Consider the following 20,890-nt stretch of genomic DNA (forward strand, 5'->3'; position numbering starts at 1 on the left):
GTTTCCCAAAATAAAAAACTCAAAAGTAGAAAACATGAAAGCAAAAATATCTTGGATTGATGGAATGGCCTTTGTTGGTCATTCAGAAACGGGTCATAAAGTTGTTATCGACGGCGACCGTGAAGGTGGCGCACCATCACCAATGGAAATGGTTCTAATGTCGGTTGGTAGCTGTAGCGCAATAGATGTGGTTTCTATCTTAGAAAAAGCCCGTCAAAAAATTCAAAATGTAGATGTAGAACTAAGCGCAGAACGTGCTGAAACCGTCCCTAAGGTATTTACTTCTATTCACCTTAACTTTGTAGTAACAGGCACAGACGTAGTAGAAAAACACGTAGAACGTGCCGTAGCACTGTCTGCCGACAAATACTGCTCAGTAGCGAAGATGCTAGAAAACTCAGCGACAATTACGCATAGTTTTGAGATTAAGCAAGCTTAGTCGAGCTGTAAGCTGTAAGCTGTAAGCTGTAAGCTGTAAGCTGTAAGCTGTAAGCTGTAAGCTTGATGTGACCTCGTAAAAGTAGACATGGGGTTAATTTAACGCCCCATTCAGGGACGGGTAATAGCTTGCTAAAAATGTCCAACGGAGCGGAACCGAGCAAACTGTTAGCAGTCCCACTTTAAATACTTGTTAGCATACCCTTATAAATCCAACGTACTAAATTCATTATTATTACTCATTAAATAGGTTATTTGAATACCATACTTGTTAGATATTTGACGAAAAACACTATCATATTTAAGGCCTCTCATTCCAAAAATTATTCGTGTTGGAACAGCGGAAATATATTCGTCTTTAGAATACTCATTCTGGAATAGCCTATATTCATTTTCATATTCCCAGCAACTAGATTTACTATTTAAAATCCCAAGATCCTGTGGTTGTAGTTTTCCATCTAATATCTCTTTTGTTTGTTCTATAGAAATTGATGGTGGACCATTATACTCTATTTTCCTGATATCGTACTCTTCAGGAGATAAGTCATATTCAAAACACACGCCTGAATAGCCACCGGCATAATGCGCCCATAAAAGCTCATTTTTAAAACAACGGGTGAAGCTGACTGTTCTTTTTAAGGCAATTTTAAAGAATAGTTTATCTCTAATATCTATAGAGTTATTATCTACCAATAGTTCTACTATTGATTCAGTACGATTCCAACTTCCTTCAAGAGGGTCATTTAATGCCTTACAAGGAGGGAGAAATATTCGTTGATTTACAATCATATCTAACGAGTGTAGAAAACCATCACCTTCTAAAGATTTAAACTTATAAAGTTTCATATAATTCTCATTGAGTCCAACGATGGCATGCTAACGCCTGGTTATGGAGTGAATTTAGGTTTGCTAAAATTGGTGAGGAACGAAAATAGCCAACTTTATTTTGTTCCATTTGTACAGCTTGTTAGGTTTCGTTGCCACACGTGTTTTATACTTTTCTTTGACTTATAAACAAAATCACCTGCTGAAAACTCATACACCATAGCATCATAACTATATCCGGTAGTTACTTCTTCTCCATTTGGAGTTACGCATTCAGTATATTGATTTTCACTTAGCCGAAGTTCGATAGTTGCATTAAACCATTTAGCTTTCACTGGGTATTCTTCTTCTCCAAAAAATAAGACAGGATCTATTGATGGAGGGTTATCGCTACATGCGCCTTTAACAAAAGAGTTAAGGAATAATTCTCCGTCCTTTAATTCCCAAGTGCCTTGATAGCCTCGCCAATTAGCGGAACACAAACCTTTAGAATCAAGCATTAAGTGTATTTCTTCAAAGGTAAATAAAGTCTCCAAAGGATTAGATTCAATACCTTGTGAAACACCATCAACTATGAAAGTTTCTTTAATTTGCTGTGTAGCAAAACTAGAACTAGAAAAAGCGATTAATATTAAAATAAGAAATTTAGACATACTACTCCTTTAAAAACCTAACGAGGCTGTAGAATTACTCCGACAGCCCAAATTGATTGAAAATGGAGTTCCTTTAGCAAATGCTAAGCGCTTTTCTCGCACTATGTAATGCATTTGGAACTCATAAAGTTGGCCGTCTTTATTAAAAAAGAGTTATTCTACGGCCTCACGCCTGAATAATGTGTGAACTAGTTTGGCAGTTTTATTGCGTCGTTTGCAACTAAAAATGACAAACTAAAGTGAATCACTATTCATTCTCTTGTTATGTGTTTTTTAAAGGAATATCGCCATAGCCCCATATAAGAGTACCGATAATAGCTAATAAAAAACCAGTCCACTTGATGAGATTAAAATATAGACCGTAATCTTTTTTTAACTCTTTAAAATCGGCACTACTTAAGATACCTGTAGGGTAAATGTAACTACTTATAATATTATTTTTAATTTCGATCCAAACAACCAAAGCTACAATAATTGAACCGCATCTTTGAAACCACGTTGCAATAGTTTCTTTTTCTGGGATTAAACTAGATACGCATAATGCAATTATTGGAACGGCAATAGCTAATAAAATAATAGGTACTGTTGTCCAGAGGCTTCTTACTATTTTCTTTCTAGCTTCTACTTCCCACTTTTCCAAAATCTATACTCCGAGAAACACATAATATGTTTATAGCGAGTGAATCCCGCGTTTTTTTTTACCGAGTCATCGCTCACTTTTCTTAATCATTTATTTTTACCAGAGTCGTGAATCAATTACTAGAAAAAGTAATTTGGAAATAAAGCTGTAATGCTTTTGCTTTTAAGCCTCCATCTAAACATTCCTGAAATAAAATAAGTTTTCAAAGTATGAGGCATTAATCCATGGATGGATGTAATTAGGGCAACGCAGGACGCAGTTGCCGAGGACGTCGAATAAGGGATGGTTTTTCACATCAAGGATGATGGGATGTCATCAAAACAGGGATGTTTTATTAGATGACCAAAGGACGAATATACATCCCGTTTTTGAGAATAAAACTTAATTTCATTGAAGATTAGAATGTTTGTTAGGAGCGGCGCTCTGTTTGATTATAAAGAGTCGCCTACCTTTTTTGGCTGTTGCAAAAAGGTATAATTCACATCATGGACGATGGGATGTCATCAATACAAGGATGTTTTCTTGATGACCGCCGAGGGGCGAAACCGTTAGTGCATAATAATGTAATTTAAAACTAAAAATCTGAAATGAAGTATAAAATAAATTCGCTTTAAAAAGGCTGGCAACCTGCACCGCAGGTAAAACAACCTTTGCCTTTGCTCTTAAAATGCAATTTAAAAAACAAAAGACTACGCCTGCAAGTCCATCAACAAATCATGGATCTCTGCCTTTAACTCTTTATCCACTATTTTATTACAACTAATTTTAGCCAACTCTAAAGACACAATTGCACCTTCTTTATCGCCTAATTCTAATTTTAATAATGCCGTTGAATACGCAATTGATGACAAAAAGTCTTTTGAATTGATCTCTTGAGCTTTTGCTAACGCTTTATCGTAAATGGTAATAGCAAGTTCTAAGTCGTCCGTGAAATCCGCTAAGGTTTCCCATTGCACTGGATGATCTTTGTCAGTGTTGTCGTTGTCGTCACATATTTTTTTTAACTCTTGATAACTTTTATCAAAACGAACTTGATCTTTTTTCTGTACAGCGGCCATTAACTCTTCTGCCAAAGAATGTACTTGTGTATATATTTTTGTATTCATAGGTTTGCTCATTTCATTTAAAGGCTCAGTTAATATAACTGCAATTTTATTTATTTAACACAAGGGGCTGTTTATCTTTCATTTTACGCAACGTTGAGTGGAAAATCATTTCCAATCGCGACATAAACATCATTCTTAAGTGCAGTGTTTAATGGATTAAATAAGTATGTTTATAACAAAGAGTGGGGATAATTTAACCTCAACCCGAAGGGCTGGGTCTATTTATCACCCCAACTTCGTTCTTGTTAATTTTAGCCAGAAACTTAAATAGAACCACTATTTGCGAGTCTTCTGCCTCGCTGGATGCAACAAATAGCCGCCAGCGTTGCGCAAAATGAAAGATAAACAGCCCCTAGCTACCAACTAATAGTCACAACAACATCATTTGCGCCAACGCCCCAGCATTGGGTACCTGAACAAGCGATTGCCCAAATATCTAAGTCTGATATTTTCTTCCAGCTGAGTTTGTCTTTAAGCAGGTTTTGACTGCTACTTTTAGTTCTACTTGCACTCGCATCTTCATAGCTAGTTTCAGTGTATTTTTCACTTTTATTCATCACAGCAATGCCTTGTGGGCTGGTGATCAATACATGTTTTTCAGTTATGGCGGAACCATAAACTGCGCCGTTAAATGGCGATACAGGTAATGGCATCCATTTAGATTTAGTTAACGAATATTTGTAACCTGCAGCAGGTGCGTTTTTAGCTTTTGCTGTTAGGCTGCCACCAAAGGTATATAGATTACTGTCGTCAAACTGCACGGTAAAAATACCAGCAGCTTCACCACCAGCATACGGTGAAGGAATTGACTGCCAAGCTTGGTCAGCTTTTTTAATTAATAAGCGTGGGATTTCAGCATTGCCAGTTCCAATTGCAATATCACCTTGTGGGTTATGATTTAAACAGGTGCCACTTGAAGCAAAGCCACCTTCATCTTCTTGCGCAGCAAAAGGTAAGGTTACTGCTTTCCATGATTTTGCTCCGTCCGTGGTTTTTAACATAGAAAACTTTTCATTGATTGAGTCACCATATAACCAACCAGTTGAGTCGTCTAACATGCTAAAGCAGTCGTAAAAGGTAGATGGGTTTTTACCTTGATTGGTTAATATCCAAGACTCTCCGCCATTTTTTGACATATAAAGTTTTGAATCAGCGCCCTCACCTGCACTCATTAAAATAATGGTGTCGTTAACGACTTGGATATCTCTGAACTGTAACGGTTTACTTGTATTAGGCGTATTTACTGCAGTCCATGACTCACCGGAATCGGTAGAATGATAAACCGCAGAGTTAGTTCCGCTTACCCATAAACCGCCTTTTTCATCAATGGAAATGGCTTGAAAACGATTTCCTGTAGATATTTTTTGTGTGCTAACAACAAAGTCAGATGCACCAGAGCCAAAGCTCACAAGCAGAGAAAATAATAAAACGCTCTTCATAAACAACTCCTAGGGTGAAACCACATGTTATAACAAGTTTGCTTGCAAGACTCGTTATAATTAAATGTTGATTAGTACTCAATTATATAACCAAGAAAAGCAGTTACAAAACTTACTGTCCACTAATTAAAAACGGACACTTTTACTGAGCTGCCGGACACTTTCCACTGTCCGATCGGACACTTCTGAAACCACAGAAAGAAAACAAATCATTATAAAACAATTAGTTAAGACTTTGGCACGTCAATGGCAATACTGTACTCATATTATTTAACAATACTGAAAAAATTATGATCAACAATACCAGCGGACAAGATGAAGTTATCAGCAAAACCATGAACACTAAACCTTGGAAAAAGATAAGTGTTACTTTATTAATTATGGTTGCAGTTATATGGGGTAGCTTACCAACATTAACTCAGTGGGCTGGCGGTGTACCTAGTGTTGAATCAAAAAACCTTAGCCGAGCTAACGTGTTTAAAGGTACGTTAATAAGAGACGTAGCCGTTAACGGTAAATTGGTGGCGGCGAACGCCCCTACACTTTATAGCTCAGAAGCAGGCCAAGTGACGTTATTGGCAAAACCTGGTGACATAGTTGAAAAAGATACGATTGTGGCCACGGTTTTAAGCCCAGAATTACAATCAACCGTAAAACAAGCGGCTGCAACATTAGAGCGCTTAAAAATAGAAGCGAGTCGTGGTGAGTTAAGTGACAACGAAGCTTTACTTGATTTAGAGCGCAGTCTTGATTCTGCACAGATATCTTATAATGCTAGTGTTAGAGAGCTCACCCGCGCTGAATTGTCATTTGAAAAACAAGTGATCAGCGAATTAGAGTTAGTAACAAAACAAGATTCAAAAACAGAAAGTGAATTATTGCTAAAGCATGCTAAAAAGCGTGTTGCCCTCTCTAAAAAGCGTCTAGCGTTTGAGAGCCAAACTCGTAACTTTTTTGTTAAAAGCCAACAATTAGTTCTGGATGAATTACAACGTCGTGTTGAATTACTTAACATAAAAGCTCCTGTCACAGGTGTTGTTGGTAACTGGTTAGTTCAGAAAAAAGAACAAGTTACTAATGCCCAATCCATTATGACTATTGTTGATTTAAGCCAGTACGAAGCGGAGCTTAACGTGCCTGAGTTTTATGCTGACGATTTAGGACTTGGACTTGATGTACAGATCACTATTTCTGGAAAATCACTAGTCGGTAAAATCATTTCAATATCACCAGAAGTGAAAAACAGCCAAGTTGCAGTAAGAGCCTCTATCGCAGACATTGAAGACATTCAATTACGTCAAAACCAACGTTTAAATGCGCGTATCGAGTTTGAGAAAAAAGACAATGTACTAATGGTAAAACGTGGTGGTTTCTTAGCAAGTAACGCTGGTAAAGCCGCCTACGTAATCAATGACAATAACGCACAGAAACAACCAATATCAACCGGTTCACAAAGTGTTGAATTTATTGAAATAATATCAGGATTAAAAGCAGGAGATGAGATCATAATTTCATCTACAGAAGAGTTTGATGCTCACCCAGCTGTCTTATTAAATTAAGGGCGCGTTTAATTAGAGAATCGTTTAAACGAACAACCAAATTTAGTTAATAAAACTTAAAAAAATTAGGAAAAAATATGCTTAACATGAAAAATATTAGTCGAATTTATCGCAGCGATACTATCCAAACTCACGCATTACGTGACTTTAATTTGGAAGTAAAAGAAGGCGAGTTTGTAGCAGTAACTGGACCTTCAGGTTCAGGTAAATCAACATTTTTAAATGTTGCAGGATTATTAGATAGCTTTGACGAAGGAAGCTACGAACTAGACGGTGTAAATATTCAAGGGCTTAACGATGACGAATTATCGCGTTTACGTAACGAAAAAATTGGTTTCATTTTTCAAAACTATAATCTCATTCCCGACTTTAACCTTTTTGATAATATTGATATGCCATTACGCTACCGTGGCTTTAATGCAGCCGAAAGAAAGCGCCGCATTACTCATGCTCTTGAGCAAGTTGGGTTAGCAAGTCGCGCCGACTACTTACCTAGCCAATTATCAGGTGGTCAGCAACAGCGTGTTGCTATTGCTCGCGCTTTAGCTGGTGAGCCTAAAATACTATTAGCGGATGAGCCAACAGGTAATCTAGATTCTCTAATGGCCCGTCAAGTAATGGAATTACTGCATACCTTAAACGAAGCTGGCAGCACCATTATTATGGTAACCCATGATCCTGAGCAAGCACGTGCTGTAGGCCGTAATGTACAAGTGATTGATGGTCAAATTACCGATCACAGCGTTTATGCGCCAGTACATGACAATGCTTCAATTGTTGTTAAAGGTTAAGGACTTATCATGGAAATGTTTAATTATTACCTCAAATTGAGTTATCGGAATTTAATCCGCAATCGACTATTTTTTATTCTAATGATCACAACCTTAGCTGTGGGTGTTGGTGTGTTTTTAGCAAATATCGCGATTATAAAATCCATGTCAGCGGATCCTATTCCTAATAAAAGTGACAAAATATTTAATGTCTCACTTAATATTTGGACTGGAAATAATCCACGTGCCGAGCTTATTGAGATTATGCGTTATGACGATGCTATGCATATTTTAAAAAATGACATCGCCACTCATACTATGGTGCATTATCAGTCACAGGTTTATACCAGAGATATTGAATCAAAAAGTTTAACGCGCCATCAAGCGGTAGTACGTGCCACAACTCCTGGTTTTTTCCCTCTCACTGAAGCGCCTTTTGCTTATGGCAGCGCTTGGCAACAAGACCATGCAAAACAAATCGTTATTGGCGACAGCTTAAATCAGCAAGTTTTTGGCGGCGGCAACAGTGTGGGTAAAGTACTTGAAATTGACGGCAAGCCTTTTGAAATTGTTGGTGTATTAAAACCGTGGGAATTAAAACCTTTATTTTACCATGTTGCTTATGGACAGAAATTCAAAGCAACGGATGACATATACGCGCCGATAGAAACCGCTATGGATAATGAATGGGCGATTAACGTAAGAAATTCATCCACAGATCGTATTAATTCAGTATCTGATAATCGCGGTAAAAATGGGTATTTTATTCAAGCTTTTGTACAACTAGAGAACCAACAACAAAAAAATGCGATGCAAGAGTATATAGATAATTACTCACAACATAGACAGGAACAAGGTGAATACTTACGAGACAATGACAACCGTTTATTAGACGTAAAACAATGGTTAGAGCATAAAGAAGTGGTGGATGAACGTATGTTAGCCTTTGCATTAGCCAGCTCATTGTTTTTAGCCGTATGTATTTTTAATGCCAGTAGCTTGTTATTAGCTCGTTACCACAGCGCAAGATTTGAAACAGGATTAAGACGTGCTGTTGGTGCCAGAATAAAAGATGTGTTTTATCAAGGTGTAGTAGAAAGTATGTTAATTGGCTTATGTTGCGCGGTACTAACTTTAATATTTGGCTGGTTGTTTTTACAAATTTCAATCACGCTATTTCCAGCACTTCAACAAACTAGCGACATAGACTTAACATTAATATTGCTAGGCATTGGCATTGCATTAGTTACATCCTTTATCAGTATGTTGTACCCATTAATCCGTTCTTGTAGAACGCCTTTATCAACCACGTTGAAGTAGGTTTATCATGAATATTAAAGCATTATTAAAAGCTCTTCGTCTGCGCAAGTTTGCGACTGGACTATTGTTACTCCAACTAAGTCTAACCATAGGTTTAATGGTTAATACAGTGATCTTAACCAACTCCGCTATTGAAAAATTAAATAGCCCGTTCGGTTTTGATGTCCAGCAACTTATTTCAGTTGATTTATTGCCAACGTCCGGTGCTTATCGAGATACTGATTATTACCAGTCAATTATCAAACAGGACATTGCTAAAATAACCGCAATGGACGGGGTTATCAGCGCCGCCTATTATAATCAGTTGCCAATTCAAAATGGTGGTTGGAACGGTAATATGCAAGCTGCTGATTTTCCAGAAGATCAGGTGTTACCACGTGAATTACAAGGTGTCCCACAATTTTATAGCAGTACGATTGGGCTAGATAACCTAGGAGTTGAAATTATTGAAGGGCGAGCATTAACAAACGCTGACGACATCACTACCGATTTTTATACGCCAGGAAAACGTGGAGAGATTGAACAGAATATAATCCTTACAGAGTCATTAGCTAAAGCTGTTTTTCCAAATAAATCAGCAATTGGAGAGTTAACTAATAATGGCCGTGTTGTTGGGATCGCTCGTGACTTTGTTATTAGCCCTAATTCAAAAGGAGATGCCAAATACTACGCTATGTTCGGTAACTTTTTATACTCACAATCTGACTTTGAACAGCATTATTTAATACGCGTTGAACCGGGTAAAGTAGCGCAAGTACAAGCTAAGCTCAGTGACACTATTTTGTCTGTACAAGCTGAACGTGACATTCTCCGTGTGCGAAGCATGGATGAACACTTGAAAAAGTTTTACAGCCAAGATTCAGGCTTAGCGAGTTTATTTGCTATGTTATCGTTATTAATGATTTTAGTGACAATTGTTAGCAGTTTTGCTCATGCCCATTTTCACGTAACACAACAACGCAAGTTTATTGGTATTCGTCGTGCCCTTGGTGCACGTAAAAAAGACATTATGCTTTATGTGTTTAGTGAGAATTGGATATTAACGTTAGGCGCAAGTTTACTGGGTATAGCGACTATGATTGGATTGAATATTGCGTTGTCGCAGGTTATTAGTATCGATAAACCTACAGTATTATTATATGCTCTTGCGGTGTTTGTGGTATTTGCAGCTGGAACTATAGCAACTTGGTTCCCTGCCTATAAAACAACAAAAATTTCACCAGTGATAGCAACTAAAACGCTGTAACCAGTCACTCTAATTGGAGACTCTAGATCGAAGCTCCTATAAATAAATGGCCGTTCACAGTTAACGGCCATTTTATTTACTAAATTCGCTAATGCGACAAATCAAAAGCAGGAATAATTATAAATGAAGCGCGTATTAGTGGTAGATGACAATCCAGATATTTTAGATGCACTGGATTTATTATTAAGTTTACACAATTATCAAGTCATCACTGCGAATACAGTAAAAGACGCCGTTATCGCCGCTAATAACCAGTCGATAGATTTAATTATTCAAGACATGAATTTTAGCCAAGGGACAACCTCTGGCGATGAAGGTAAATCTCTTTTTTATCAGTTAAAAGAATTAGTGCCAAATACACCAATTATTTTGATCACCGCATGGAGCCAACTTGAAACTGCAATTGAACTGGTTAAATCAGGCGCGACCGATTATTTACCGAAACCTTGGAATGATGAAAAATTACTAGAAGCTATCGCAGCAAACATTAACTCGAAAGCTGTTACTACTTCAAAATCTAAACCAACAACCACCGATAACGCCATAAACAGCGATACCACGCAAACAAAAATTCCTCAATTCATTGTGGAAAGCCAGCCAATGAAGCAGCTTGTTGCTATGGCAAACAAAGTTGCAGCCAGTGAAATCAGTGTATTAATAACCGGCGCTAATGGTAGTGGTAAAGAACGTATTGCTGATTATATTCATCAACATTCACCCCGTGCGGCTAATCCTTTTATAAAAGTAAATATGGGGGCACTTGCCAGTGAGTTAATGGAAGCTGAGCTATTTGGTGCAGAAAAAGGCGCTTATACAGGTGCAACCGCTGCACGTGTTGGACGTTTTGAAGCAGCCGATGGTGGCACACTATTTTTAGATGAAATTGGTAACTTATCCCTTGCCGGGCAAATGAAGTTATTACGCGTATTACAAACAGGTCAGTTTGAACGTGTAGGCTCTAGCCAAACGATTAGTGTAGATGTTCGAGTTATTAGTGCTACCAACAGTAACTTAGTTCAAGCTATTCAAGATGGCGTATTTCGTGAAGATTTATATTACCGTCTTAATGTGGTGGAATTAAATTTACCGCCGTTATTTGAGCGCAAAGATGACATTATTCCCCTTGCTCGCCATTTTGTATCAGGCAGTCATGAGCTGACAGATGAAACCGCACAATTGTTAATTCAACAACCTTGGCCGGGCAATGTACGAGAATTAGAAAACCACTGTCAACGAGCTATGGTGCTTTGCAGCGACCACATTCTATTGCCTGAACATTTTATGCTTAATGGTTCAGATACTGAGTTAAAAGAAGCTAATGCCAAAATAAGTGATGACGACAAAACTCATGTCAAAGCGGTATTAGATAAACACCAATGGGTTATTGCCAGAGCCGCCAGCGAACTTGGCTTAAGCCGCCAAGCGCTATACCGACGTATTGAGAAACATCAACTGACTCAAGATCAGGACTCTCAACAAGAGTCGGAGCTGTAACATGCGCCTTACACTATTTTTAGGTTCGTTGCATTTAACCTTAATGAGCGCGGCTTATTACTTTGCGGCGCAATATCCTAGTGCAATGATTATGTTACTTATTGTCACTTTATGGCTCACATTTGTTTTATTAAAAAAGCAATTCCAGCGTCACCAGATCATTTTACAAAGCTTAGATCATGGTTTACAAAGCTTGCGAGATAACGACTTTTCAATCAGCTTAAGCCAGCAAAAAGACACAAGTTACAACCCGCTTACTAACTCAGTGATTAGCGCATTTAACCAAACTAGCGAGAAACTACGGGATGAACGCCAACGTTTATACCAACGTGAAATGATGTTGGACAAAGTATTAAACGCATCTCCTATGGTAACTATTTTGGTTGATCACCGAGACACTATAGTATTCACCAATAACAGCGCACAACAAGCGTTTGAATTAAACGGTTCTATTGTTGGGCGTAATTGGCCAAGTTTAGTTAACTCTTTAGCGCCTGAGTTTCAACACGCTTTAAATCATCAAGGTGAATCCATTTTTACCTTAACGGACAATCAAGGTGCACAACAAGCTTGGCATGTAACCAGCTCTTACGTCACTATTCATCAAGCTCGTCATCAGTTATTTTTGTTAAAAACTATTACCCAAGAATTATCAAAACAAGAAGTGGCGACGTGGAAAAAAGTAATAAGCGTAATAAGCCACGAGCTTAATAACTCCATAGCGCCGATAAGCTCTATGTGTCACAGCGGAGAGTTACTAGCAAAAAACTTAGACGAACCACGCTTAAACCGTGTATTCAACACCATTAGTGGCCGAATTAATCACCTTAATGATTTTATCAAAGGTTACGCAACACTCACCAAAGTAAAACTTCCCAATAAACAACCTGTTGATTGGCCTGTATTAGTAGAACACCTACAAGCTTTATATGCATTTGAGTTAACGAGCGACTTACCAAATGTAATCGCCCCTAAAAGAACCTTATATGCCGACATAGCTCAACTTGAACAAGTCTTAATTAACGTACTTAAAAATGCCCATGAAGCAGACTGTACTGGTAATATTTCAATGGGGTTTAACAATACCAGTCAGGCAATTGAGATCACAGTCAATGACAATGGCGAAGGCATGTCAGCAGAAGTGATTCAAAACGCCCTACTGCCATTTTACTCCACCAAACATTCTGGCACTGGCCTAGGTTTAGCATTATGCAGAGAAATAATAGAAGCCCACAACGGAAAGTTATTGTTTAATAACCGCGAACAAGGCGGATTATGTGTGTTGATTATTTTGCCGTTTGAGAGCAGTTAAGAACGGCTGTAAGTTTTAAGATATAAGAATGGCTTCGCCACAAGTTAAAAAGCGAGAATAGGAATAATTAACCAGCTTCGACTTTGACAAGACCACTAAAGAGGTCCTTAAGGAGAGATATTTATTCAACCCAAGTTTTCTAAAGATGTTATCCCGCTTACTGATTTAAAAGTTAATCCAGGTAAAGTTGTTAATCATGCTGCTGACACACATCATCCTGTACTTCTTACCTGTAGAGGCTGTGGAATCGCGGTAATTCAAGGTTTAGAAGACTATGAAAATTTCAATGAAGAATTAGCATTTGTTAAAGCGGTGGCTCAAGGACTTATTGAAGTTAAAGATGGTGATACTCAATCAATTGATCAAGTTAAGCGTAAATTTGGACTTTAAACTTGATCATTAACTTCTCAAATTCAGCTATTGCAGACTTAGAAGCATCAAAGAATATTATACTGAACAAGAAGTCCCCAAGTTGGCACTAAGTTTATTTCTGAAATATTAATGCATGTCGATTCTTTATCAACACATCCAGACATTGGCAGAATAGTACCTGAATTTAATGACACCTCAATTCGTGAGCTGATACATATTCCATTTAGAGTTGTTTACCTTCGCCAACCTACTACAATAAATATAATCAGAATTTGGCGCAGTGAACGCTTACTAAAGTTAGATTAGTACAATAAACTTATTCGGAAATAAATAATAAAATTGGTGTTTTTATTACTATTTAAGTTCCTACTTCTTATTTGAATTTGGTAAGCAGGAACTAATAGTTAAAGCCTATGTAATTGGTATAAATTAACTACAAGAAAAAAAACAGCTCGATTGTGGAAAATAGATTTATTTGCATGTGTAAGACTATACAGTAAATAAGGTTTTCAGTTTTATAACGCACATAACCAAGTATGAAAGCGAATAAACATAATATAGATAAAACGATTAAGTCATATTGAACATGGATTATAGTAAAAAATAAACTGGTAATTATAATAGCTCCACTAACTCCCACTTTGGTTTTTACTAGTCGGCCATAAGCAAGGCCACGAAAAATAATTTCTTCCGTTATCGGTGCGATAATACAGATTCCAAGCACTAGCATGAGAGCATCTAAAGTTGAATGGGTCTGTGATTTAACATCTAGCATAAATTGCGGTGTATCGATTGAAAATACATAAGTGGCAAGCCACTCGATAATGTAATAACCAACCCCTAGCAACAACACTTTAATTAATGTTGTTTTGTTAACGGGCTTGAATGCTAAAAATTGAAACGGAAAAGATTTAATTGACTGGTGTGCCGCCTTTTTGATTAGTGGAAATAATAATATAGCGGAAATAGCCCCAGTAATTACAATTATACTGGGTTGCAGTAAAGTGAGTTCAATACCATTAGTACCTTCACCTGAAGCACCAAGATCTACACCAATAACAATAGCGGTAATAAAACCAACTATTCCTTGAAGACCTAAAGTAAGCAGTAACATCCATAAAAAGGTTTTTAAAATTGAAAATTCAGACCCTGTAACAATATTTGTAGTTTTAACATCTTCCATAATAATTCTCTCCTAAATTTTATATTTCGACAACGATTTGATTCGATATATTGTTAAAATGAATTAGAGCATGTAAATATGATCCAAGTAGAATGACAATACCTGAATCGTAAATAATTTCCTAATTAAGGTAATTATTGTAAATGAACAAATATTCGTCAAATTTATTTTCAATAAATTATTTTTATTAAAAATAATTCATTAAAAAAGGCCGTTAATATTAACGACCTTATTGAGTTTCTTTTAACAAAAGTGAGATTTTTTATAACTCACTTAATATAAAAATTTACTTTTTTGTATTGTTTAGGCTCAGCTTTAAACGGCTTCGTCAGCCTTTTTAACGCGGATTGGTTTGCCACCTAGAACGGTACCGTTAAGTTTTACGATAGCTAATAATGCTTTTTTATCGTCTGCTATTTCAACAAAGCCAAAACCTTTAGATTTACCTGACATTTTGTCTAGGACCAAATTACAATATTCGATAGCGCCAAACTTGGAGAATACCTCAGATAATTCTTCTTCTGTGGTAGAACGCGAAAGGTTACGTACTAATATTTTCATCTCTAAGCCTGCTTATTGTATTGATACATTTAGTTAATGTGCGTATTGTCCCAGACAAAGCTAAATAAGCCAAGTAATAACCTACATTCATGACAATTACCGCTAACTTTATTAGCTGTTAATGCTAGCTATTAATACTAACGCTTTCAATTTCGCTACGGTTACTTTACGATTCTGGTAACGCAATATGTAAAATGCCATATCAATGATATTCAAACAGACAATAAACCGCTCTATACCTTTGTACTTTACTTTATTGTTTACGTGCCTAATTTCTAACAGTTTAATAGCAAAAACAGACATTAAAATTGCCGTTGCTAGTAACTTTCATTACACTTTGTCAGAATTATTAAAAAGCTACCCACCAGCAGACAAAATCCAATTTAAACTATCTTCTGGCTCTAGTGGAATGCTGTACGCTCAAATTAAGCAAGGTGCACCGTTTGATTTGTTTTTATCTGCCGATAGTTTACGCCCCAGTTTATTAGAACAAGATAATTTAACCTTATCCCGTCATACCTATGCATTAGGTAAATTAGTGTTATGGGCTAATGAAAAATCCCGTATCCAGTTAAAAAACAGTACACCCTACTCTCAAGTATTAAGCTCACATCAAGGGAAACTAGCTTACGCTAATCCAAAACTTGCGCCCTTTGGCATAGCAACACAGCAAGTATTGTCTTATTTAAAACTAGATGATGAATATAAAAACCGTCGAATTTTAGGTAACAACGTAAATCAAGTGTTTCAATTTGTCGACTCTGGTAATGTGACACTTGGCTTTGTTCCTGAGTCATTATTACTACAAGCTCAGCAGCAGCTTAAACACAATAAGTATCAGAATTATTGGTTAGTTCCGGCACAACAATACCAAGTCATAAAACAGCAACTGGTTATTTTAAAGCGCAGTAAATACCAAACAGAAGTTAAAGAATTGGTGGATTACTTATTGTCGGACGACATCCAACAACAAATACAAAACATGGGTTACAATTCCCCAAACAATTAACAGATAGGAGCTTATAAATGACAGATTGGTTTACCGATGCTCAAGCGTTATGGCTTACCATTAAGCTTGCTTGTTTAACTGTTATTTTGTTGTTATTGATTGGTATTCCGTTGGCTTGGTGGTTAACAAAATATCAAGGTCGTTTAAAACCTATTTTTGAAGCTTTAGTGGCTTTGCCTTTAGTTCTTCCGCCTACCGTTTTAGGTTTTTATTTATTATTAGCCTTTTCCCCCGACTCTTGGTTTGGTCAGTTTTGGATCACCTTAACTGGTGAACAGTTGGTATTTAGTTTTAGTGGCATTTTATTAGGGTCATTAATTTATTCTCTGCCATTTGTCGTGCAACCGCTCATGGCTGGTTTTTCGCAGTTGGGGCATCAATATGCCCAAGTGGCATCGAGTTTAGGCGTTCCGCCAGTTAAGCGTTTTGTGTATTTAATTTTACCCTTAATTAAACCAAGTCTTATTAGCGCAGCAACCTTAGGGTTTGCCCATACGTTAGGTGAATTTGGTTTGGTGTTAATGATAGGTGGTAATATTCCAGGGGAAACCCAAGTACTTTCCATCGCTCTTTATAATCACGTTGAAATGTTAAGTTATGACAAAGCGCATAATTTAGCGTTAGTGTTATTGTGTTTCTCTTTTGTGAGTTTGACCTTGTTATACAAATTTAATAAATCGTTTTATACGGTGAAGTCATGAGTTTAATAGAAAATGACGATTTACAGCTTTGCATCGAGAGTCGTACTTTAAACAAGCCGCAAGGTCACGACTTCACTTTATCAGTGGATATTGTATTGCCATTATCCAAAGGCATAGTGGGTGTATTTGGTAAATCAGGTGCGGGGAAATCCACTTTGTTACGTGTGCTTGCTGGTTTAAAAAAGTCTGGTTTAGAGCAGGCTAGTTTAGAGAAAAAGATTTTAAAAGAGGCTGAGTCCAAAATCCATTGGCAAGGTAAACGCATTGATAAACTCCCAGCCGATAAAAACCCATGTTTGTTACAAACCCAACAGGCTCAGCTATTTCCTAATTTAACCGTGTTAGCAAACTTAACCTTTGTCATTAAACATTCAACTTGGGCTAGTTCATGTCCTTTTACCTTGGAACAAGTTATAGATTGGTGTGGTATTGAACATTTATTAAATCAACCAAGTACCAGCTTATCTGGTGGTGAGCAACAAAGAGTTAACTTAGCCCGCAGCTTATTATGTGGTAAACCTATTATTTTATTAGACGAGCCATTTTCTGCTTTAGACTGGAATGCCAGAGTTGAGCTTTTGGGTTTACTGGTGCAGTTACAACAGGATTATGGATTGCACTTTGTGATCGTCAGCCACTCATTAAAAGAATTGGCTTTGTGTAGCCAACATATGTTGGTTATTGATAATGGTGAAATGCTACGCTCTGGTCCAACAACTGAGTTAATCGACAAGCTAACTCATGACAGCTCAGGATCTAGATCAAAAACAGAAGAAGCTGACTTAAACAATCAAACACGATTTTCCACTTTAACTTTAACAAATCCAGTGCCTTTGGCTGAATATCATTTAACAAAATGGCAACTTGGCGAAGATGAAAAAAGTCCGGTTATTTATACCAAAGGTTTACAGAACAACAGTTCTAGTAAATCCCTTAGCTCTCACCTTCCTATCAACTCTCCCATTAGCTATCCCATTAGCTATCCCATTAGCTATCCCATTAGCTATCCCATTAAAGAAAAGCTCGTCACGCTCGATGCTAATAGAGTGAGTTTATCCAGACAAGACAATTTAGACACCAGTATGTTAAATCACCTTAAGGCAAGTATTGACGATATTACACATATTCAACATTTGGTATTGGTGACGTTAAGCGTGCAGGGACAAACATTGTACGCAGAAATTTCACAGCTAAGTTTTAGCAATTTAAAGTTACAACTTGGTGAAACCGTTTTTGCCCAATTTAAAGCGCTTTAGATAAACGTTATTCAAATAGCACTCTTTGCAATTAATCACTAAACAATCGGTTTAACGGTTGGGCTTAGCTAGCAATTAATATAAAATCTCCGCTTTCCTAGCTGTTCGTCTAAGCTAGCGCTGCTATTTAAGGGCAAGCGCTGCAACTTACTCTAAGAACTCGCGCTTGAGCCACTATTTAACGAGATAAATACACATTATGATCTTTTCATTTTTTGAAAAACTATCTAAACCATTTCCTAAGATTGATAACAAACGTCCACCTACCGCGTTATTTGCATTTTTAATACATTATTCCAAGGGCATGTTAATTCCTGTATTAGTTGTTGCGGTTTTGAGTGCGATTATTGCGATATTAGAAGTGTCGTTATTTGGCTTTTTAGGACAGTTAGTTGACTGGTTAACGACACAAGACAGAGCAACATTTCTAAGTAATAACCAAAGCACATTAATGTGGATGGGGTTATTGGTGCTGGTTGGCTTACCTTGTATTGTGATTTTACAAACGTTACTCACCCATCAAACGTTACTGGGCAATTACCCTATGAAAATTCGCTGGCAAGCACACAATTATTTGCTGGCACAAAGCTTGTCATTTTTTCAAAATGAATTTGCCGGACGAGTTGCCACTAAAGTAATGCAAACATCGCTAGCGGTTAGAGAAACCGTGATGAAAGTGGTCGATATATTAATATATATTGCCGTGTATTTTTTATCCATTGCGGTACTTGTTTTTAGTATCGACTGGCGTTTATCAGCACCGCTTATCGCTTGGTTTTGTATCTACGTTTTTGTATTAAGAGTTATGCTGCCTAAGCTGAAAAAAGTATCGCAAAAGCAAGCCGATGCGCGTTCACTTATGACAGGCCGTATAGTTGATAGTTACACTAATATCTCAACAGTAAAATTATTTTCTCATACCGACCAAGAAGCTGAATATGCCAAAGACAGCATGGATGGATTTTTACAAACTGTGTATCCACAAATGCGTTTAGCCACTGGCTTGTATGCAGCGGTATGGTTTAACAATGCTATTTTGTTGTTTGGTATGTCTAGCATGGCTATCTATCTTTGGTTGCAACAGGCGGTTACGCCGGGCGAAATAGCCATTGCCATTACTTTATGTTTACGCATAAATAGTATGTCTCAATGGGTAATGTGGGAAGTCTCTGCCTTGTTTGAAAATATAGGCACAGTACAAGATGGCATTAATACTCTAGCTCAGCCAATTGAGGTACAAGATACTAACACCGCAGAAGATCTCGCTATTAGCCAAGGTGCAATTGATTTTAGAAACGTGACCTTTAATTACGATGAAAAAAACAGAGTGTTTGATAAGCTAGACATTAAAATAAAGCCGGGTGAAAAAGTCGGTATTGTTGGTCGCTCTGGTGCAGGGAAATCCACCTTAGTTAATTTGTTATTACGCTTTTATAACTTAGATAAAGGCGGCATTTTTATTGATGGTCAAGATATATCAGAGATTAGCCAGCGCAGTCTCAGAGCAAATATCAGCATGGTGACGCAAGACACATCTTTACTACACAGAACCATTGAAGAGAATATTGCTTACGGTAAACAAAACGCGCAACAAGATGAAATTATTGCAGCGGCGACTGCAGCAGAAGCAGATGAGTTTATTAATAGGTTAAGCGATAAAAATGGCAATACTGGTTACGACGTGCAAGTTGGTGAACGCGGCGTAAAACTCTCTGGTGGACAACGTCAACGTATCGCTATTGCTAGAGTTATCTTGAAAAATGCACCAATACTTATTTTGGATGAGGCAACATCGGCACTCGACTCAGAAGTAGAGCAAGCTATTCAGAAAAGCTTAGACAATTTAATGGAACAAAAAACCGTATTGGCGATTGCTCACAGATTATCAACTATTGCGCAAATGGATCGATTGTTAGTATTGGACCAAGGCCGTATTGTTGAGTCTGGTAGTCATGCCGAATTGCTTGAATTAAACGGTATTTATGCCAAGTTATGGCAACATCAAACTGGTGGTTTTTTGGGGCTAGAATAAGTTAACTAAAGTTGCCTTAGTGCGATTAACTACAAACCTGACAATTGGGATTTTTAGCCACTTTAAATTCATTGAATTTCATTGTACTGGCATCAAACATTAATAACCTTGATGACAGTACAGTGCCAATTCCAGCCAACAATTTAATGGTTTCCGTTGCCTGTAATGAGCCGATAACACCAACCACAGGTGATAAAATACCAGACTCTGAACACGTTAATTTTTGTTCACCGCTACTACCAAAAATGGTACTTAAGCATTGATAACAAGGTTGTCCCTGTTGCATTGTATAAGTCGCAACCTGCCCTTCCATTCTTATTGCAGCGCCAGAAACCAAAGGCGTTTTCGACTGAAAACAGCATAAATTCAGTTCATTTCTGGTGTCCAAATTATCCGAGCAATCTACCACCACGTCATGACTTTCTACTGCCGCTGACAGCTCAACCCAGCCTAATCTGTGTTCAGTTGTGTTAATGGTTATTTCACTGTTTAGTTGTTGTAAACTTTGTCTGGCGGACTCACATTTATTCATTCCCACGTTATTTTCAGCGTGTAACACTTGTCTTTGTAAGTTGGTTTTATCTACCAAGTCATCATCCACCAGCGTTAACTGCCCAATACCAGAACATGCTAAATACTGCGCGACAGCACAGCCCAAACCACCAACGCCAATGATTAAAACCTTGCTATTCCACAGTTTTTCTTGCCCATCAATATCCATTACAGGCAACATAATATGACGGCTGTAACGCATTAACTGGTCGTCTGACAAAGGTTTTAGTGATTGAGGTTTTGCTGTTTTAGACATGACTTAATACACTTCTCTTATTTTATACTTTGATTGTTATAATTTTATGGTTACAGGTACGGCAAAACACGACTGAGTACTTTTGAATAGTACAGGGAGAATACCCCGTTTATTACAAACAACAAATATTGTTAACTGACTATTTACTTTATTGTTGTTTTTTATT

At 37.3% G+C, this 20,890-nt stretch carries 21 protein-coding genes; 13 read left to right on the forward strand and 8 right to left on the reverse strand.

The features are described 5' to 3' along the window. Positions 1-34 precede the first annotated feature (34 nt). Positions 35-439: an OsmC family protein gene (locus tag Q0940_RS07330; RefSeq protein WP_299266337.1), complete on the forward strand. Its 405-nt coding sequence runs from the start codon at positions 35-37 to the stop codon at positions 437-439. Positions 440-642: 203 nt separating this feature from the next. On the opposite strand, the gene Q0940_RS07335 is transcribed toward Q0940_RS07330, so the two are convergent. The 5 genes from Q0940_RS07335 to Q0940_RS07355 form a co-directional block, all read right to left on the reverse strand. Continuing rightward, positions 643-1,284, reverse strand: a complete 642-nt coding sequence (locus Q0940_RS07335) for a DUF2971 domain-containing protein (protein WP_299266340.1) — start codon at positions 1,282-1,284, stop codon at positions 643-645. Between the two features lie 95 nt (positions 1,285-1,379). Further along, positions 1,380-1,916 carry a hypothetical protein gene (locus Q0940_RS07340; RefSeq protein ID WP_299266342.1) on the reverse strand — a complete coding sequence of 179 codons (537 nt, stop codon included), beginning with the start codon at positions 1,914-1,916 and terminating at the stop codon, positions 1,380-1,382. Positions 1,917-2,178: 262 nt separating this feature from the next. Further along, on the reverse strand, positions 2,179-2,556 hold the full coding sequence (locus tag Q0940_RS07345) for a hypothetical protein (protein WP_299266345.1): 378 nt from the start codon (positions 2,554-2,556) through the stop codon (positions 2,179-2,181). Positions 2,557-3,245: 689 nt separating this feature from the next. After that, positions 3,246-3,662 carry a tetratricopeptide repeat protein gene (locus tag Q0940_RS07350; RefSeq protein WP_299266348.1) on the reverse strand — a complete coding sequence of 139 codons (417 nt, stop codon included), beginning with the start codon at positions 3,660-3,662 and terminating at the stop codon, positions 3,246-3,248. A gap of 356 nt (positions 3,663-4,018) precedes the next feature. Next, positions 4,019-5,101: a hypothetical protein gene (locus tag Q0940_RS07355; protein WP_299266351.1), complete on the reverse strand. Its 1,083-nt coding sequence runs from the start codon at positions 5,099-5,101 to the stop codon at positions 4,019-4,021. A gap of 290 nt (positions 5,102-5,391) precedes the next feature. Here Q0940_RS07355 and Q0940_RS07360 point away from each other — a divergent pair, with 290 nt between their 5' ends. The 8 genes from Q0940_RS07360 (at position 5,392) to Q0940_RS07395 (ending at position 13,480) form a co-directional block, all read left to right on the forward strand. After that, positions 5,392-6,660 carry an efflux RND transporter periplasmic adaptor subunit gene (locus Q0940_RS07360; RefSeq protein ID WP_299266354.1) on the forward strand — a complete coding sequence of 423 codons (1,269 nt, stop codon included), beginning with the start codon at positions 5,392-5,394 and terminating at the stop codon, positions 6,658-6,660. A gap of 77 nt (positions 6,661-6,737) precedes the next feature. Continuing rightward, the gene (locus tag Q0940_RS07365) at positions 6,738-7,451 is read left to right on the forward strand and encodes an ABC transporter ATP-binding protein (RefSeq protein ID WP_299266356.1); all 714 of its coding nucleotides are present in this window, start codon (positions 6,738-6,740) and stop codon (positions 7,449-7,451) included. 9 nt (positions 7,452-7,460) lie between these two features. Then, positions 7,461-8,750 carry an ABC transporter permease gene (locus Q0940_RS07370; protein ID WP_299266359.1) on the forward strand — a complete coding sequence of 430 codons (1,290 nt, stop codon included), beginning with the start codon at positions 7,461-7,463 and terminating at the stop codon, positions 8,748-8,750. A 7-nt stretch (positions 8,751-8,757) separates the two neighbouring features. Further along, complete coding sequence (locus Q0940_RS07375) at positions 8,758-9,996, forward strand: FtsX-like permease family protein (RefSeq protein ID WP_299266362.1); 1,239 nt, start codon at positions 8,758-8,760, stop codon at positions 9,994-9,996. 123 nt (positions 9,997-10,119) lie between these two features. Then, positions 10,120-11,490 carry a sigma-54 dependent transcriptional regulator gene (locus tag Q0940_RS07380; protein WP_299266365.1) on the forward strand — a complete coding sequence of 457 codons (1,371 nt, stop codon included), beginning with the start codon at positions 10,120-10,122 and terminating at the stop codon, positions 11,488-11,490. A gap of 1 nt (position 11,491) precedes the next feature. Continuing rightward, complete coding sequence (locus Q0940_RS07385; protein ID WP_299266368.1) at positions 11,492-12,802, forward strand: ATP-binding protein; 1,311 nt, start codon at positions 11,492-11,494, stop codon at positions 12,800-12,802. Between the two features lie 150 nt (positions 12,803-12,952). Next, complete coding sequence (locus Q0940_RS07390) at positions 12,953-13,192, forward strand: type II toxin-antitoxin system Phd/YefM family antitoxin (RefSeq protein WP_299266547.1); 240 nt, start codon at positions 12,953-12,955, stop codon at positions 13,190-13,192. 111 nt (positions 13,193-13,303) lie between these two features. After that, positions 13,304-13,480: a type II toxin-antitoxin system RelE/ParE family toxin gene (locus Q0940_RS07395; protein WP_299266371.1), complete on the forward strand. Its 177-nt coding sequence runs from the start codon at positions 13,304-13,306 to the stop codon at positions 13,478-13,480. A gap of 127 nt (positions 13,481-13,607) precedes the next feature. On the opposite strand, the gene Q0940_RS07400 is transcribed toward Q0940_RS07395, so the two are convergent. Next, complete coding sequence (locus Q0940_RS07400) at positions 13,608-14,357, reverse strand: type II CAAX endopeptidase family protein (RefSeq protein WP_299266375.1); 750 nt, start codon at positions 14,355-14,357, stop codon at positions 13,608-13,610. Positions 14,358-14,672: 315 nt separating this feature from the next. Continuing rightward, positions 14,673-14,918: an RNA-binding protein gene (locus Q0940_RS07405; protein WP_299266378.1), complete on the reverse strand. Its 246-nt coding sequence runs from the start codon at positions 14,916-14,918 to the stop codon at positions 14,673-14,675. A gap of 205 nt (positions 14,919-15,123) precedes the next feature. On the opposite strand from Q0940_RS07405, the gene modA reads away from it, so the two are divergent. From modA to Q0940_RS07425, 4 genes are all read left to right on the forward strand, one after another. After that, on the forward strand, positions 15,124-15,927 hold the full coding sequence (gene modA / locus Q0940_RS07410) for a molybdate ABC transporter substrate-binding protein (RefSeq protein ID WP_299266381.1): 804 nt from the start codon (positions 15,124-15,126) through the stop codon (positions 15,925-15,927). A gap of 17 nt (positions 15,928-15,944) precedes the next feature. Then, positions 15,945-16,628 carry a molybdate ABC transporter permease subunit gene (gene modB, locus Q0940_RS07415; protein WP_299266384.1) on the forward strand — a complete coding sequence of 228 codons (684 nt, stop codon included), beginning with the start codon at positions 15,945-15,947 and terminating at the stop codon, positions 16,626-16,628. Beyond that, a complete protein-coding gene (locus tag Q0940_RS07420) occupies positions 16,625-17,884 on the forward strand; it encodes an ATP-binding cassette domain-containing protein (protein WP_299266387.1) in 1,260 nt (419 codons plus the stop codon). Before modB ends, Q0940_RS07420 begins: the two co-directional genes overlap by 4 nt. A 202-nt stretch (positions 17,885-18,086) precedes the next feature. After that, positions 18,087-19,916, forward strand: coding sequence for an ABC transporter ATP-binding protein (locus tag Q0940_RS07425; RefSeq protein WP_299266550.1), 1,830 nt, complete (start codon positions 18,087-18,089; stop codon positions 19,914-19,916). Positions 19,917-19,941: 25 nt separating this feature from the next. Here the strand turns inward: Q0940_RS07425 and Q0940_RS07430 are convergent, their stop codons facing one another. Further along, complete coding sequence (locus Q0940_RS07430) at positions 19,942-20,724, reverse strand: molybdopterin-synthase adenylyltransferase MoeB (protein ID WP_299266392.1); 783 nt, start codon at positions 20,722-20,724, stop codon at positions 19,942-19,944. Positions 20,725-20,890 lie beyond the last annotated feature (166 nt).

This window comes from uncultured Psychrosphaera sp., assembly GCF_947500655.1.
GTDB lineage: Bacteria > Pseudomonadota > Gammaproteobacteria > Enterobacterales > Alteromonadaceae > Psychrosphaera.

Excerpts from the sequence above, each read along its gene's own strand:
- Q0940_RS07405 (WP_299266378.1), bottom strand. The coding sequence starts at position 14,918 with ATGAAAATATTAGTACGTAACCTTTCGCGTTCTACCACAGAAGAAGAA.
- Q0940_RS07380 (WP_299266365.1), top strand. The coding sequence starts at position 10,120 with ATGAAGCGCGTATTAGTGGTAGATGACAATCCAGATATTTTAGATGCA.
- Q0940_RS07335 (WP_299266340.1), bottom strand. The coding sequence starts at position 1,284 with ATGAAACTTTATAAGTTTAAATCTTTAGAAGGTGATGGTTTTCTACAC.
- Q0940_RS07355 (WP_299266351.1), bottom strand. The coding sequence starts at position 5,101 with ATGAAGAGCGTTTTATTATTTTCTCTGCTTGTGAGCTTTGGCTCTGGT.
- modA (WP_299266381.1), top strand. The coding sequence starts at position 15,124 with ATGATATTCAAACAGACAATAAACCGCTCTATACCTTTGTACTTTACT.
- modB (WP_299266384.1), top strand. The coding sequence starts at position 15,945 with ATGACAGATTGGTTTACCGATGCTCAAGCGTTATGGCTTACCATTAAG.
- Q0940_RS07430 (WP_299266392.1), bottom strand. The coding sequence starts at position 20,724 with ATGTCTAAAACAGCAAAACCTCAATCACTAAAACCTTTGTCAGACGAC.
- Q0940_RS07360 (WP_299266354.1), top strand. The coding sequence starts at position 5,392 with ATGATCAACAATACCAGCGGACAAGATGAAGTTATCAGCAAAACCATG.
- Q0940_RS07340 (WP_299266342.1), bottom strand. The coding sequence starts at position 1,916 with ATGTCTAAATTTCTTATTTTAATATTAATCGCTTTTTCTAGTTCTAGT.
- Q0940_RS07365 (WP_299266356.1), top strand. The coding sequence starts at position 6,738 with ATGCTTAACATGAAAAATATTAGTCGAATTTATCGCAGCGATACTATC.
- Q0940_RS07330 (WP_299266337.1), top strand. The coding sequence starts at position 35 with ATGAAAGCAAAAATATCTTGGATTGATGGAATGGCCTTTGTTGGTCAT.
- Q0940_RS07385 (WP_299266368.1), top strand. The coding sequence starts at position 11,492 with ATGCGCCTTACACTATTTTTAGGTTCGTTGCATTTAACCTTAATGAGC.
- Q0940_RS07400 (WP_299266375.1), bottom strand. The coding sequence starts at position 14,357 with ATGGAAGATGTTAAAACTACAAATATTGTTACAGGGTCTGAATTTTCA.
- Q0940_RS07395 (WP_299266371.1), top strand. The coding sequence starts at position 13,304 with ATGCATGTCGATTCTTTATCAACACATCCAGACATTGGCAGAATAGTA.
- Q0940_RS07350 (WP_299266348.1), bottom strand. The coding sequence starts at position 3,662 with ATGAATACAAAAATATATACACAAGTACATTCTTTGGCAGAAGAGTTA.
- Q0940_RS07420 (WP_299266387.1), top strand. The coding sequence starts at position 16,625 with ATGAGTTTAATAGAAAATGACGATTTACAGCTTTGCATCGAGAGTCGT.
- Q0940_RS07375 (WP_299266362.1), top strand. The coding sequence starts at position 8,758 with ATGAATATTAAAGCATTATTAAAAGCTCTTCGTCTGCGCAAGTTTGCG.
- Q0940_RS07370 (WP_299266359.1), top strand. The coding sequence starts at position 7,461 with ATGGAAATGTTTAATTATTACCTCAAATTGAGTTATCGGAATTTAATC.